Here is a 15081-nt window from a genome sequence, read left to right as displayed (position 1 = left end):
ATGACATAAGCTGGCGTATAGGTTTTCACCTAACCGTAGAATGAAGGGCAGGCGTTAAATGTTGGCAACCTCGAATATGGATTACACGTCACCGAACACTGAATTTACTTATGATGTAAACCGAAATTTACTATTTAAGAAAGACGAACAAAATTATATTCATTCCCTCTCCATTCAACAGTTAAATACCCTCGGCAATACCTCATTGTTAGATATTTTTCTCAGCACTGGTAACGTAGTAGAGCCACATATTCATCAGAATGCAACTGAACTGGTCTATTGTATTAGTGGTGCAGCTGTTGTCTCACTAATCAATCCTTTTACGAACGAATTGTTAAATTTTCCGATTACTCCCGGTCAAGTGGCGAATGTACCGCAAGGCTGGTGGCATTACGAAATTGCGACTGTAGATGATACACACTTACTGGCGATTTTTGATGCATCTGTGCCTGAAGCTATTTTTGGTTCAGATATTCTGCGCCTTACGCCTCCAAGTGTACTTGCTCATACGTATTGTCTGGATGAGGCGCGAGTCCAAGCTACCTTGGCTCCAATCCACAAGACCGTATTTATTGGCCCGCCCGCGGATTGCGTGACCGATGCCTCTACCTCTCTCAACGCTGTATGCAAACCGAACAACCAACCAAACAACCAGCCAAACAACCAGCCACAGGTAAATGTCCAGCCTTATGTCCAATTACAGACTTCACTTCACGCAGAGCATTCGTATGGAGATGCCGTGAATCCAGCATACGAACATTTGCCCAACGCGTCTTACATGTTGCCGACTTCGAACTATACGCCATATACGATGCAGCGGCAGTTGATTGGTAACGGTTGGAGGTACTGACGTAGGAACCGGAGTACGAATCCAATTAATAACTGAAGTGACATTCGCTTAGATTCGATAAGTGAATGTTACGTTTTCAGCCTTAATATAAAAAAAACTGAGAATCTTGTCACAGATTTTGCTCTTCATTTGTCTTCAGGTTGTACACCAATTTACGGAGGCGAATGACATGAAATTAAGATTGAACTATAGAAAAGTGAACCCAAGTGCGTATAAAGCGATGATGGCACTTGAACAGTATGTATCTGGTCAAATAGAGGACAAGGTTTTGTACGAGTTGCTGAAAATCCGGGTATCTCAAATAAATGGTTGTTCCTTTTGCCTAGATATGCACGCGAAAGATCTGTTGAAATTGGGGGATTATGCAGATCATATTCTGCTCTTAAGCGTATGGCGTGAAGTACCTTTGTTTACAGAAAAAGAACGTGTTATGCTGGAGCTTGCTGAAACGGTGACTGAGATTTCACATCAAGGTGTGCCAACAGAGCTAATTAATAAAGTCCGGGAGCATTTCAGTGAAGCAGAACTGGTGGATCTGATCATGGCGATTAATACGATTAATAGCTGGAACCGGATTGCAATTACAACAGGAATGTACCCGGGATGTTTTAATTAAACCAATATTCGATTAGTTCCGAAACCATCTGCTAGAGGAGGCTGTTCATATGAATTCCAAACCACTCACCAATGAATCAGAATTGTCTTCTCTGGAAGTTGGTGAACTGTATACACGTTACAAATCTTATGCATTCGCAGTCGCCTATCGCATGCTTGGCAGTGTTGTTGAGGCCGAAGACATTGTGCAGGATTGTTTCACTGGCCTTCAAAGTCAGCCTTCCACGGTAATTCATAATCCGAAGTCGTATATTGCCAAACTCGTGGTGAACCGGAGCTTAAATGTATTGAATTCTGCCCGCAATCAACGGGAAAGTTATATTGGAGAATGGTTGCCCGAACCACTTTCGGATCTGGGAACTGGCTTAGAAATGGCAGTGGAGCAGAAAGAGATGATTTCCTACGCATACCTCGTTATGTTAGAATGTCTTTCGCCAATAGAGCGTGCGGTTTTTGTACTTCGTGAGGCATTTCAATACGACTTCAGACCATTGCAGATTGGCTTGGTAAAAGTGAAAGCAACTGCCGTCAAATTTTCAGCCGTGCGAAGCGAAATTTACCACAGGATCAATCCTCTCTGACACGAGCACAGACGACGAACAAGGCTCAAGAGCAGATGCTTGCACGTTTTACTACCGCTTTTCTCAATTATGATGTTCATGCAATGATGGAAATGCTCGCTGAAGAGCCTGTGTTTACTGCGGATGGCGGTGGACGTGTGCATACAGTCATGAGATCGATGAAAGTTTACAAAGGTGTACTGGCACTGCTCACTTCGCGCAGAGTACTAACTCGTTTACGTTCACGACAATGGGTTCCCACACGAATAAATGGAGAGCTACAGTTAGCTTTACTGGACGATGGACAAATAACAGAGGTTCTGTGTCTGGAGCTTGACTCGTCTGGAGAACGAATTAGAGAAGTTTACCTGATGGTGAATCCGGACAAACTGCGGTCGATTGTTGTGAAGGCGTATGAAATATAGCATCATAGCGTATTGCCTTGGAAAGTTTGTGTGTGAACTTGAAGAAAGCGGCAACTCACCCATTGGAATTGGAGTAGAGTCTATGCCGCTTTTTTTGGTACATCAAAGCATGTGTAGTTACTCTGGAGAATATCGATCCAGGATGGATTCTATCGTTGCTTGGATGTCAGGCGTAAGCCTATCATTTGTTTGTTCCAGAAGGGCTAACACCCGCTCTAAACTATCGAGTATCGCGCTTTTTGTGACAGGTTCTCGTTTCGCCAAAGCCTTGTCATATGCCTGTTTCACTTCAGGGATCAAAGTGCGGATCTCATCCTTCGTGAACCAGTCGTATGCTGGTGTATTATCACTTCCATAAAATAAAAAATGTACATACAAATATAACAAATTCTCTACCGCTGTCGTGCGGCTGGATTGTGGGTATGAATTCAAAAAGGCCTCCATCGCTAACGTGCGCTGGATCAATTCGCCCCAAGGAATGATGAGGGCAGCATCTGAGGTTGAAGCCTGATTCGATTCAGTAGCCATAATATCAATATACGCAGCGATGTCGGGGGCTACGTAAGGTTGGAGTCTTTTGTAACCTTCATAATTAATTATCGGATAATATATGCCCTCACTAGTTTCCAATTTGTAACCGAGATTAGAAGCTTCCTGTAATAATTTACGGGTCGCTGGGTCTTTGATCTCTTTAAGCAAGCTGCTGTAAGTTAGTTTCTTATCATATCCTATATTTTCATGCGCTTCTGAGATAATCGTTTGTACAGGGTCAGCATATATTTTTTCGTCGATTTCGGCCAATTTCATATTCTGAACTGATTCCAATTGCATCGTCATCAAGGTAGCCTGCCTTGAATTAACCTCATGTACATGATTCAGCAGATATTTACGTGCCTGAATTAGACTGGCTGATGACTTTACAGCATTTTTCCAATATTTCTGGAACTGAAGGTATACTGCTTTGGAATCTGGGACGGGTGCTGCCCATGCGGCTTGTGGAATAGACAGTACTGCACCCACCGTGGTACATCCTAAAGTTAGCGCAAGAATACCCAGTTTAATTGAAGCGTTTAATTTCACTCTAATACCTCCCATGATGAAAAAGTGACAAATTAAATTACAAGGTTTTGGTGTTTGGAAACATTTTGCGAGAGCAAATAGTTTGAGCAGTATTGGGGTTTTCTTTGATTAAACCAGTTTTTGGTAAGTCGATCAAGTACTTCATCTTACATCTACAATCGCAGTTCTGAGAACAGACAAAAGAGCAATCCTTGGACAACCTTAGGGGTTGTATGGACTGCTCTTTCGCTAGGTGTACTTTATTTATTTATTTATTTATTGGAGTGGTGCGTTGTTGCTACGAGGCATCTGTGGAGCTCCGGTTGCAGGTACATAAGTTTTAAGCATCTGCTGTGTATCGTTTGCATTAAGTTGTGGCACTTGGTAGTAACCACGTTGGTTCTGATACATAAAAATCTCATAAGCCATTTCAACAAATTGCTGTACCTGTGATGCAACTACGCGTCGTACCGTTGGGTTAGTAATCTCAGAGGAAGACATCGCGAGCAATGAAGCATGAGATTTAATTAGACCTAACATGTGACTACTGATTCCAGCATCTTTCACATCCGCAAGGGACTGATTCGGTTTCATCGGTGCAGACGGCTTAAGTCCATACACAGGCGGCGTCATATTAGGAATCATATAGGTTGCGGTCTCTTGGGAAGGTTTCTGTCCTGTAGTGAAGCATTCTGCGGTCAAGTTGTACTGTGACAACATAAAGTTGTATTGGCGATCCAAAATATCGAGTAATTCGGTATCCAATACAAAAGTTCTAAAGATCATATACTGATCTAATACATTAATCGCACAGGTTAACACTTCATGCACATCAAACAATTCATGTCCGCCATGGTTCAATGGCGGGATAAACCCTGGGTTAGCATGATTTGTCGGATTGATTTGATTTTGATTCATGTGAATTTAATTCTCCTTTGGGAAATGGTATGATTCTATTATGTTTATTTCCAGCCAAATTATGTATTGTAGGAGGAATTATAATCATTGTTGGAAGAGTTCTAACATTTTAGTTGAATGTCAAGTGGAGGAAGATCATTGAGAGAACTGAACTACATCAAAATATTTATTTATCTAAGTATAGTTACTGTTGTGACGGTAGGTTTGCATTACGCTACTGCAGCTTGGCTTGATCAGAGATATTTTCGGTTTTTGATCTGGAATCTATTTTTGGGCTGGATTCCGTTTATCTTCTCGTATGTAGCATATGTGTTCAGCTATGTGAAATGGAAAGGTGCGACCTGGCTTGCTATTGCAAGTGGTCTATTGTGGCTGTTATTTTTCCCGAATTCATCTTATATCGTAACAGACCTCGTTCACCTGACGGCACGAAGCTCGCGATATTATGGTGGTAATGGTCTGAACTTCACGTATTGGTACGACTTAATTGTGGTGCTCATGTTTGTCTGGGTTGGACTGTTGCTTGGATTCCTCTCCATGTATCAGCTACAGGAAGTGATCTATAAGAGAGTTGGGCGGATGGCTTCTTGGATCTTTGTATTGGCAGGGTGTGCGTTGGGAAGTTATGGAGTACTCCTTGGACGAGTATACAGATTGAACAGTTGGGATGCGTTAACGAACCGTTCCACACTCATCACATTGATGCAAGAGAGTGTAAGTCGTCCATCCTTAGCCTTCTGTATGTTCTTTGGCACATTTATACTAACCATCTATGCAACACTGTATTATCTGATCAACACAAGAACTACACGAGTGAGTAGTTGAAGAATGAGATGAGGTTGGAGAAAGAGAAGAATGATTGGAGGATGATAAGGTGACTAATATAACGGATGTAGCACGCAAAGTAGAGGAAGTCATGGAGGAAAAAGATTTTTCCGGTGTAGTGTTATTACAGCAAAACGGGAAAACAATCTTCTCGAAGGCTCGCGGATATGCCAATCGTAGCGAACAGATCTCGAATACAAGTGACACCCGATTCGGAATTGCCTCGGGATGTAAAGTTTTCACGGCGGTAAGTATATGCCAATTGATCGAGCAGGGGAAATTCTCCTACGAGAGCCGTCTAGTCGATGTGCTTAACATTGAATTTCCTTTGTGGGACAAAGACATCTCAGTGCATCAGTTACTAACGCATACTGCAGGTATTCCTGATTACTTTGATGAAGAAGTTATGGGGGATTTCGCGGAGCTGTGGCAGGAACGGCCGGTCTATATGATGCAACAATTACGTGACTTTTTGCCAATGTTCCAGCACTTAGCGATGAAATCTGCACCGGGCGAACGCTTCCACTATAATAATGCCGGTTATATTGTGCTAGGACTCATTGTTGAACAACAATCCGGACAATCCTTCACTGAATATGTGGAATCACATATTTTCAAACCAAGCGGCATGAAGGATTCTGGTTATTTTCGGACGGATCAGCTACCGCCTAACACGGCCATTGGTTATGTTGATCAGGATGACGGTACGTGGAACACAAATATCTTCTCAATCCCGATCCAAGGTGGGTCTGACGGCGGAGCGTATGTTACAGCGCAGGATATGATTCATTTCTGGCATGCGTTGTTAGGATACAAGTTGTTAACGGAGGAGAGTACTCGGAAACTCCTCATTCCGTATTCGCATCAAGAGGATGAAGAATATTACGGACGGGGAATCTGGATTGATCAGAAAGGGGAAGACATCTTCAAGTATCATGTCATGGGGTTCGATCCTGGGGTGTCGTTTATGTCTTCTGTGTACCCAGCACAAAGCATTCAACTCGTTGTATTATCAAATCAGGAGTGGGGGCCATACCCCGTCACGCTGGCCATTGAAGAATCACTTTTAGTTTGATGGAGAGCATATTAGGAATTGAAATCATTTCATTCTAAAACGTATATATATCATACTTAGTAGAAGAACCCTCAACCCCGTAGGTCATTCCTAACGAGATTGAGGGTTCTATGTATTGTATAATAAGTAACCCTTGAAACGGCCTTATAGATAACGTAACAATTGAGGAGCAATTAACCTTGGAAACACATCCAAAGGAGGCTTCTCTTTTTTGCGTTTATCGTTGGTCAGCACCACAACCAGTTCAAGCGCAGGCACGATATATACAAATTGACCACCAAATCCTCGAGCATAATAGTAGTTCAACGATTGTGATGCAAGGTCTGAAGAAGCCATTGCTGTCGTTGATTGTATGTCTGTAGGAAGCTCGTCCTCGATGAACGGAGCAGACGCTGCCGAACAGGTATCTACCCACCAATGCCAGGCATAATAACCGTGATTAGGAGGGGTGACCGCGATCGCAGGTGTAGTAGAGCGATCCACTAGATCATGCGTGATCAAGGTTGTCCCATTCCACTGACCTTTCTGCAGGAACAGCTGACCGAACTTAAGCAAATCCACGGGAAGCATTTTAAGACCGAACCCACCAGTGTGCACGCCTTGGGGATCACTTTCCCATTCATAATCTGTAATTCCCAGTGGTTCAAATAAATAGCGTTCTGCAAACGTATTGACGCTCATGCCGGTTTGCTGCATCAGAATCGCTGATAAGATCTGTGATACGCCTGAATTATATTCCATGTGTGTACCTGGTGCATGGCTTAAAGTCTGTTCCAATGCAAAATGAACCCAATGATCCATTCGTGTCATCCGTGGAAACGAATTCTGCCCTCCGAACTCATCCCAGTTGAACCCAGCGGTCATCGTTAATAATTGCTCCAGTGTGATCTGTGGTTTTCTTGCATCTGCATCAGTCTGAACTTCTGGGAAGAAGAACGAGAGCGGAGTTGATGCGTCTGGAATCTTGCCTTGATCCATCGCTATGCAGATAAGTGCGGAGAGCACACTCTTCGTACAGGAATTAATTTTGGCAATACGCGTCTTGGCTTCTTCGTCACGATAATGCTGATAGATCAATTCTCCCTGTACACTGACAAGACAGCTTCTCAGGTCTAGTGCGGGAATGATTGAATGTAACATGTCATGTATAGATGAAAGATTCATAGTGTCCTCTCTATCGCTTAGTTTTAGTCATAATTAATGATGTCGAATAGGAATGTCCATTATCTTAGCATAGGATTGAAGCGAAGCTCAATAGAGAGAGCCTTTTCAACGCACAGCATCACCAAGTTAAACTTCAGCTGATCGCCCACGATTCAATGCATCGCCATCCTCAGGCATGATCATCAACCTAGACTGGAGACTGATTTCAATTCTCCTTCTTATTGATACACTGGAAAATAACGACAAATGGAATGGGGTGGTTCAGCGAATAAACGTAGAAGTTACATATTATGCCCCAAACGAGTATCTACGTGAAATCAGGCAAAGGAGAAATGAACAATCATGCTAGCACGGATGCTGCAAAATGAATTCAGGCGAAAAATAGGAATTACGCTGACTTTATTTATTTTTGTTCTATTGGCGGCCATATTAGTCGCTTCCGGCACCCGGATGATCATCGAGTTAACCCATTCCATTGAACATCTATTTACGCAATCCAAAACTCCGCATGTGGTGCAGATGCATTCAGGGGAAATGGACAGGTACAAGGTTAATGAGTGGACGCAAGCAAATGAACTCGTGGATCAATATCAGATTGTAGACATGATTAATGTCGATGGTTCCCATGTTTACTTTGGAGTAGAGTCCGAGAAGGGCAGCATTATGGATATGGATTTTGTTGTTCAAAATAAGGACTTTGATTATTTACTTAATATGAACAATGAAAAGGTTCAGGTCAATGACGGGGAGATTGCCGTCCCGGTGTATTACCTACAGGAGAAACAGCTACAACTTGGAGACGATGTCGTTATTCAAGACGGTACGTTCAACCGATCTTTCCGAATCGTAGATTTTGTTCGAGATGCACAGATGAATCCGTCGATTATTCATTCCAAACGGTTTGTGATTAGCACTCATGACTTTCAAATGCTTCAACAAAGTACTGGAGAGATGGAGTATCTCATTGAATTTCGACTTCTAGATCCGAGTAAAACGAACGAATTCATTCAAACTTATCAAGCTGCAGGTCTACCCAATTCAGGGCCACTAGTCACCTATGGTTTGTTTCAATTGCTGAATGCACTGACAGACGGGGTTGTTGCAGCAGTAATTATCATGGTCAGTTTAATTCTGATTGTGATCGCAATCTGTTGTATACGGTTCACGATGCTGGCTACGATTGAAGAAGATTATCGGGAGATCAGCGTGATGAAAGCGATCGGCATATCTGGACGTGATATTCGAACGTTATATTTAAGCAAATATGTCGTTATAGCGGGTCTGGCATGTATTGTGGGTTACCTATCCTCGATATTTGTGAATAGGCTGTTCACGTCCAATATCTTGCTGTACATGGGAACAACTCCCACAACATGGTTGAATGAAGCAATTTCCTTATTCGCCGTGGCTGCTATTTTTGCTATTGTCCTAGGATGCTGCATCTTAGTCCTCCGTCGTTTCAATCAGATCTCTGCGATTGAGGGGCTGCGGTCAGGAAGCCTTGGTGATACGAATATTTCCAAAATGAAGCTAAGTTTATCAACTAGCCGGTGGTCACATTCTGTTCCCATTTTCTTGGCATTGCAAGATGTGATTCAGCGTAAACGGATGTTCCGCTTGATACTGCTGGTGTTTACAGTTAGCACAATAATGATTATTATCCCAGTTAATTTCCTAAATACCATGCGGGCACCTAGCTTTATTTCATATATGGGTGTCGGCCAGAGTGACATTCGTATTGATCTACGTTATTCCGCAGATGTAGAGCAGCGATATGCCGAATTACTCGAGCATTTGCGGACGGACAACGATGTGTTGCAATATTCACCCCTTGTAACAAGCCAATTCAACGTACGTAACAATGAAGGAGGTTATGACCACTTAAGCGTCGAGACAGGAAATTTCAATATTTTTCCCTTGTCTTATCTAAGTGGCTCGGCACCTAAAACTGATCATGAAATTGCTTTATCTGATGCTAACAGTCGTGAGATGGGAAAAAAGGTGGGCGATTCTCTTGTACTTATGGTAGCAGGTCGGGAGAAAACCCTGATTGTCAGCGGAGTATACCAGGATGTCACGAACGGCGGGAAGACTGCAAAAGCGCTACTGCCGTATGATAAGGATCGAGTGCTCTGGTACGTGGTTAGTTTAGATCTTAAGGATGCAAGTCAGATTACGGATAAGATCGCTTCGTATGAGCAGGCATTTGCACCCGCAAAGGTCACCGATTTGCAGGGGTATTTACATCAAACACTTGGTGGCACCATCGATCAGTTGAAACGAGTTACGGTAGCTGTACTTATGGTGTCCCTGTTGGTCTCCATTCTCATTACATCGTTATTCCTCAGAATGCTCGTTGCCAAGGATCACGGAGATATAGCCATCTTACGAAGCTTGGGCTTCGCTCTCTCTAACATAAAACTAAAATATGTCACGATTACACTCATCGTATTAAGCATCGGGATACTTGTGGGAACGGTTCTAGCCAATACGGCTGGGCCATGGATCATCAGTGCCATTATGTCCTCATTCGGAGCCTCCCATATGGAGTTTGTCATCAATCCATGGCAAGCGTACATCCTATGCCCGTTATTGTTGGCGAGTGCCATCACCATAGCTGCTCTGCTCAGTATTCAATCCATCCGAGAAGCCAGCATTGTCCAAATGATTGTTGAATAAGGAGAATGAATATGACAGTGATATTGGAAGCCAGACATGTGAATAAGTCGCATACGGTTCATCAGCACGAGGAACACCAGATTCTTAAAGATATTAATCTGCAAGTAAGACAAGGTGAGTTTGTCACCATTATGGGTCCTTCGGGTTCTGGCAAATCTACACTACTATACAATATCAGCGGTATGGATCAGGTTAGTGAAGGAAGTGTTTATTTTGCAGGAGAGAACATCTCTGCGTTACCTGAGAAGAAATTAGCGAAGCTGCGGTTGAATAAGATGGGTTTCATTTTCCAGCATAGTCATCTGTTGAAAAACTTGAACTTGCTCGACAATGTTGTGTTATCGGCTTATTTAGCTAAGAACAGTAGTAAAGAGGTCATCCAGGCTAGAGCGCTCAGATTAATGAAACAAATGGGAGTAGATGAGCTGGCTAGTCATAATATTACACAGGCTTCGGGAGGACAATTGCAGCGTATCTCGATCTGTCGGGCGTTAATTAACAATCCAGATATTTTGTTTGGCGACGAGCCAACAGGTGCACTAAACTCAAGGACAACTGCGGAAATCATGGATATCCTGGACGATATTAATGCTGCTGGAACAACGATCTTAATTGTGACACATGACGTTAAGGTAGCAGCTAGATCTCAGAGAGTATTATTTATGCTGGATGGTAGACTCGTCGCTAAGCGTAATATGGGGAAATATAATAATCAGCAGGATATCAAAGCAAGAGAAATGGCGTTGTCTGAGTGGCTCACTGAACAAGGGTTCTAAATTGGCACAATCATGACTAAAATAGACCGACAGTCGGTCTAATGCAATTGGAGGTCAACACATGAGAATCATTAAAAATCCGGAGGAACGTCGGAATGAGATATTAAATGCAGCCGAGGCTTTATTTGTTTCAAAAGGCTATACCAAAACAACGATCATTGATATTTTACAGGCGGTGAAGATCGCCAAAGGTACGTTTTATCATTATTTTCAATCGAAGGAAGAAGTTATGAATGCTATCGTGATGCGCTTTATTGCTGTTGGTGTAAATGCAGCGAAGCGAATAGCCGAAGACGATTCTTTAGATGCACATACGAAGATTTTCAACATTATTACAGCTCAAGGACAGGATGTGGGCAACAAGGAACAATTCATCGAAGAATTACACCAAGTCCACAACGTAGAGATGCATCAGAAAAGTCTGGTGGAAACGATTCTGCAGCTCAGTCCGATCTTGACAGAAGTGATTGAACAAGGCATTCGGGAAGGGGTGTTTCATACACCGAGACCAAGAGAAGTGGTTGAGTTTTTGCTGGTCTCGTCACAGTTTCTATTGGATCAAGGCATATTTCAGTGGACAGAGGAGGAACTGCAACGCAAAGTCGAAGCGTTTATGTATATTCTGGAATGCACACTTGGTGCTGAAAAAGGAAGTTTCTCGTATATCATCGAGAGATATCGCCCGAATGAATCAAATTAATGGAGGGGTAATCCTATGGAATCCACCGAACATCAATCCTTTATCAAATTTCTAATTGTATGGTTTGGGCAGCTGATCTCGACAATTGGCATTGGCCTAACGGCATTTTCGCTTGGTGTCTACGCTTTTGAACAAACGAGTACAGCGACTGCCGTAGCTCTGATTACATTGTTTACCTTTTTACCAAATATCGTATTGCGTCCAATCGGAGGTGTGCTTGCAGATCGATATGATCGTCGTACGATGATGATGATTGGAGACTTAGGATCTGCGATAGGGATACTCTTTATTCTAACCATGATCCTGATAGGAAGTATTGAGCTATGGCACATCTATGTTGGTGTAGCATTCAGCTCTGTATTTTCCGCTATTCAAAGTCCTGCCTATAAAGCATCGGCTACTGATCTGTTGGCAAAAGAGCAATTTTCCAAGGGCAGTGGCTTGTTACAACTCGCTGAATCCTCCAAATTTTTGTTATCACCGATTATTGCAGGCATTTTACTTACCATCACTTCGATTGAAGTTATTTTAGTCATTAATATGTTAACCTTCTTAATCGCCATTCTAGCGGTACTTGTCATTCGCAGAGGTGCCAGAGTGGATCGAGCGAGTAGGGAGAAGAAGCCTTGGTTCACAGATTTTGTCGAAGGCTGGGTCGAAGTAACCACGAACAAGGGTGTACTGCTGCTCGTCTTTATTATTTCCATTGTAACGTTCTATCTTGGATTCTTGGAAACACTCATCGGTCCAATGATATTATCGTTCTCAGATACAAGGACGCTAGGAATGTTCCAATCCATCAGTGCAATCGGTATGCTGATTAGCAGCCTGTGTATTGGTATTTTTACAATGACGAAGAAATACGCGAGCGTATTAGTTATTGGCTTAGTTATGTTAGGAATCTCGTTTTCCCTCATCGGGGTATCAACGAATCTTTCTTTTATTATCTTTGCTGGATTTTTATTCTTAGCTTCCCTTCCTTTTGTCAATATGAGTGCTGATGTGCTGGTGCGTAATAACATTGCTAATGAAAAGCAGGGCAGAGTATGGGGCATAATCGGCATTCTATCCCAACTCGGATTTATCGTTTCATATAGTCTTGCTGGTTTCCTGGCAGATCGCGTGTTCAACCCGCTGCTTATTGAAGGGGGAGCTCTTTCTTCGACCGTAGGTTCCATTATTGGTGTTGGTCCTGGCAGAGGCATTGCTTTGTTATTTATTGTAGGGGGAGTGTCTGTGGTCATTATGGCTGCTATCACTTCTCGGTTGAAGCCGATTAAGCTTCTTGAGCAAGGTATGGAGACGGTACCGGCGGAGCCTGTAGGTTTAATGCAGGATTGAAGGCATCGTAGATGGATTATTGGTTTGCTCAAAAGGCAGACTATTCGATTGGATCAGGTGTAACCATTCAATCACTAGAGATAACGTGATAAACTTGTGAGAGAAATTATGGGAAATTTCACTTCGCTTGTAGGAGGTTACACCCGTGTTCAAAATCGGAAATCAAGGAACGTTCAGAACATTGCCAGATCAAGCTCTGGCGATTTACCAAGGAGATACTACTGCAGTAAAAGAGTTTATTAAGCAGGGCATGGATCTGGAAACTGAGATTGTACTCAGTCAATATACTGCTATGACACCGCTCGATCTCGCTCTAATCTGCAATCAGACCGCAGTGGTCAGGTTGTTGGTCACGCACGGTGTTAACCTGAATGCCAAAAATAATCCAGCGATGCTGAAGGCAGTGAGATGTTGTGGGGAAGAGATGGTTCGGTATTTGTACGAGAATGGTGCGAAATTAAATGGACTTAATCGTGTGAAATCAAGTGCGTATGATGAAGCCTATTACGGTAACAAAAAGAACATCCCCCTCCTTCATGAACTCGGATTAGATATTCGCAAATTTGGTGGGAAGATTTTACGTAAAGCAGTAGCTGATCACGATATGAAGACCCTCGAGTATTTACTGCGTGAAGGGGTAGACATCAACTATAATGAGCCAGATATGGTCTATCCGTACAAAGCGACGCCTCTCATGGTAGCGGCACGATCGAATAACATGAGTATACTTCGATATTTGGTAGAGCAGGGAGCGGATGTAACGATTCAGGAGAAGGACGGAGAACGGGCATATACCATTGCGCTTAGTCAAAAAAATGAAGAAATGGCCGAGTATCTGAAATCTCTCGAACCAAAGGAGTTCCATGACTTCAGCAATAAGTTATTGGCGTTGAAGCCATACAAGTTGCCAAAGGAATTCATCACTTTTCTATCCGAAGCACCACGGCGGATTGAAATTGCTGAGAACGAGTCCAACGTTCAATATGTTGAAATATTTAATCTAGTAGATACGGTTGAGATGAAAATGGGTAGGCAGAAGCTGCTACGGATCTCATCTGAGTTGGATCAATACTCGCACTTAATGATGGTATGGCATCCTAGCCAGAAGTGTATTGGATTCTATGATATTGAACACCAAGAGTACGAGAATGTTGCTGCGCTCGATGCATTTTTAGCTGATCCCGGAACTTCAATTGCGAACTACATGAATCAGCTCTGATCGATTCAAGCTTCAACCATTCTAAAGAAGAAGTTCAGCGAAGTCTGGTTTATTAACCAGACTTTTTTCGATTTACAAATGGTTGAATATTTAGAACTCGGATGTTTTCCATTTTTCTAGGCTTAAAATCGCTATACGCAACATAAAGTACACAATGAGATGAATGTGCAGAGGGAGGCAACGGCATGATCGATCCTTTATTACAGACCCCGAACGTACAGTTAGCAGGGGATTCTACAGCCGTATTGAACTACAAGCGGGATCCACGGAATTATGTAACTCAGTTGTTTGGAGAACAGCTATCTACCATTAAAAACGGTTTCTTCAACGTACACATGAGCAAAGGTATTATTGTACAGCCCCACTGGCACACGAATACAACAGAGATGATTGTGCTAATTAGTGGAGAGATAACAACCTCCGTATTTAATCCATTTACCCGTAAACGAATCAGTTACCATCTAACACCCGGGCAAGTGGCGATTTTTCCCAAAGGGTGGTTTCACTGGTTTGTGGCAGATACAGATGATGTGCATTTGCTCACTATTTTTGATGTGCCAACACCTGATATTGTGCTTGGTGCGGACTTCCTTGCAGCAACACCGCCTGAGGTGGCGCATCGCGCGTATTGTATCGACGAGGAAGCCTACGCCAAAGCTGTTGCCTCCATTCAAAATGATGCAATTCTTGGTCCACCGATTGGTTGTATAGAGCCAGCTTACGATCAGACTGGTCAACCATCCAAAACATTAAAATCAGACGAATCATCGAAAGCGTAATTCTCACATATTTGCATCGTAGTACATAGACTCGTGAACTGGAGCGTCTTCCAGATACGAGTCTTTTTCTTGTATTTTATCATGTAAAGCTGGCTA

15 protein-coding genes are annotated in these 15081 nt (G+C 42.8%); 12 read left to right on the top strand and 3 right to left on the bottom strand.

The features are described from left to right. Positions 1-61 precede the first annotated feature (61 nt). The 4 genes from J2T19_RS05640 (at position 62) to J2T19_RS05625 (ending at position 2450) form a co-directional block, all read left to right on the top strand. Positions 62-850, top strand: a complete 789-nt coding sequence (locus J2T19_RS05640; protein ID WP_307213953.1) for a cupin domain-containing protein — start codon at positions 62-64, stop codon at positions 848-850. 169 nt (positions 851-1019) lie between these two features. Beyond that, complete coding sequence (locus J2T19_RS05635) at positions 1020-1466, top strand: carboxymuconolactone decarboxylase family protein (RefSeq protein WP_307213951.1); 447 nt, start codon at positions 1020-1022, stop codon at positions 1464-1466. Between the two features lie 49 nt (positions 1467-1515). Beyond that, positions 1516-2046 (top strand): sigma factor, encoded by a 531-nt coding sequence (locus J2T19_RS05630; protein WP_307213949.1) that lies wholly within the window; start codon positions 1516-1518, stop codon positions 2044-2046. A 35-nt stretch (positions 2047-2081) separates the two neighbouring features. Then, on the top strand, positions 2082-2450 hold the full coding sequence (locus J2T19_RS05625; protein WP_307213948.1) for a sigma-70 family RNA polymerase sigma factor family protein: 369 nt from the start codon (positions 2082-2084) through the stop codon (positions 2448-2450). A gap of 117 nt (positions 2451-2567) precedes the next feature. Here J2T19_RS05625 and J2T19_RS05620 read toward each other — a convergent pair whose 3' ends face one another. After that, positions 2568-3530 (bottom strand): hypothetical protein, encoded by a 963-nt coding sequence (locus tag J2T19_RS05620; protein WP_307213946.1) that lies wholly within the window; start codon positions 3528-3530, stop codon positions 2568-2570. 255 nt (positions 3531-3785) lie between these two features. Next, positions 3786-4427, bottom strand: a complete 642-nt coding sequence (locus tag J2T19_RS05615) for a spore coat protein (protein WP_307213944.1) — start codon at positions 4425-4427, stop codon at positions 3786-3788. Positions 4428-4565: 138 nt separating this feature from the next. Here J2T19_RS05615 and J2T19_RS05610 point away from each other — a divergent pair, with 138 nt between their 5' ends. Together J2T19_RS05610 and J2T19_RS05605 are read left to right on the top strand one after the other, a co-directional pair. Then, on the top strand, positions 4566-5252 hold the full coding sequence (locus tag J2T19_RS05610) for a DUF1361 domain-containing protein (RefSeq protein ID WP_307213942.1): 687 nt from the start codon (positions 4566-4568) through the stop codon (positions 5250-5252). 49 nt (positions 5253-5301) lie between these two features. Beyond that, entirely contained in the window at positions 5302-6327 is a 1026-nt protein-coding gene (locus J2T19_RS05605; protein WP_307213940.1) for a serine hydrolase domain-containing protein, read from the top strand. A 144-nt stretch (positions 6328-6471) separates the two neighbouring features. On the opposite strand, the gene J2T19_RS05600 is transcribed toward J2T19_RS05605, so the two are convergent. Continuing rightward, entirely contained in the window at positions 6472-7467 is a 996-nt protein-coding gene (locus J2T19_RS05600) for a serine hydrolase domain-containing protein (RefSeq protein WP_307213938.1), read from the bottom strand. Between the two features lie 366 nt (positions 7468-7833). Between J2T19_RS05600 and J2T19_RS05595 the strand changes: the two genes are divergently transcribed. The 6 genes from J2T19_RS05595 to J2T19_RS05570 all read left to right on the top strand — a co-directional run bounded on the left by J2T19_RS05595 (position 7834) and on the right by J2T19_RS05570 (position 14985). Beyond that, on the top strand, positions 7834-10170 hold the full coding sequence (locus J2T19_RS05595) for an ABC transporter permease (protein WP_307213936.1): 2337 nt from the start codon (positions 7834-7836) through the stop codon (positions 10168-10170). Positions 10171-10181: 11 nt separating this feature from the next. Next, positions 10182-10946: an ABC transporter ATP-binding protein gene (locus J2T19_RS05590; protein ID WP_307213935.1), complete on the top strand. Its 765-nt coding sequence runs from the start codon at positions 10182-10184 to the stop codon at positions 10944-10946. A 61-nt stretch (positions 10947-11007) separates the two neighbouring features. Next, positions 11008-11646, top strand: coding sequence for a TetR/AcrR family transcriptional regulator (locus tag J2T19_RS05585; RefSeq protein WP_307213933.1), 639 nt, complete (start codon positions 11008-11010; stop codon positions 11644-11646). A gap of 15 nt (positions 11647-11661) precedes the next feature. Beyond that, positions 11662-12987, top strand: coding sequence for an MFS transporter (locus tag J2T19_RS05580; RefSeq protein WP_307213931.1), 1326 nt, complete (start codon positions 11662-11664; stop codon positions 12985-12987). A gap of 145 nt (positions 12988-13132) precedes the next feature. Beyond that, the gene (locus J2T19_RS05575; RefSeq protein ID WP_307213929.1) at positions 13133-14206 is read left to right on the top strand and encodes an ankyrin repeat domain-containing protein; all 1074 of its coding nucleotides are present in this window, start codon (positions 13133-13135) and stop codon (positions 14204-14206) included. A gap of 185 nt (positions 14207-14391) precedes the next feature. Continuing rightward, positions 14392-14985 (top strand): cupin domain-containing protein, encoded by a 594-nt coding sequence (locus J2T19_RS05570; RefSeq protein ID WP_307213927.1) that lies wholly within the window; start codon positions 14392-14394, stop codon positions 14983-14985. Positions 14986-15081: the final 96 nt, after the last annotated feature.

The sequence above is a fragment of the Paenibacillus tundrae genome (genome assembly GCF_030812775.1).
Lineage (GTDB): Bacteria > Bacillota > Bacilli > Paenibacillales > Paenibacillaceae > Paenibacillus > Paenibacillus tundrae_A.
This window is presented reverse-complemented; position numbering and strand designations above follow the sequence as displayed.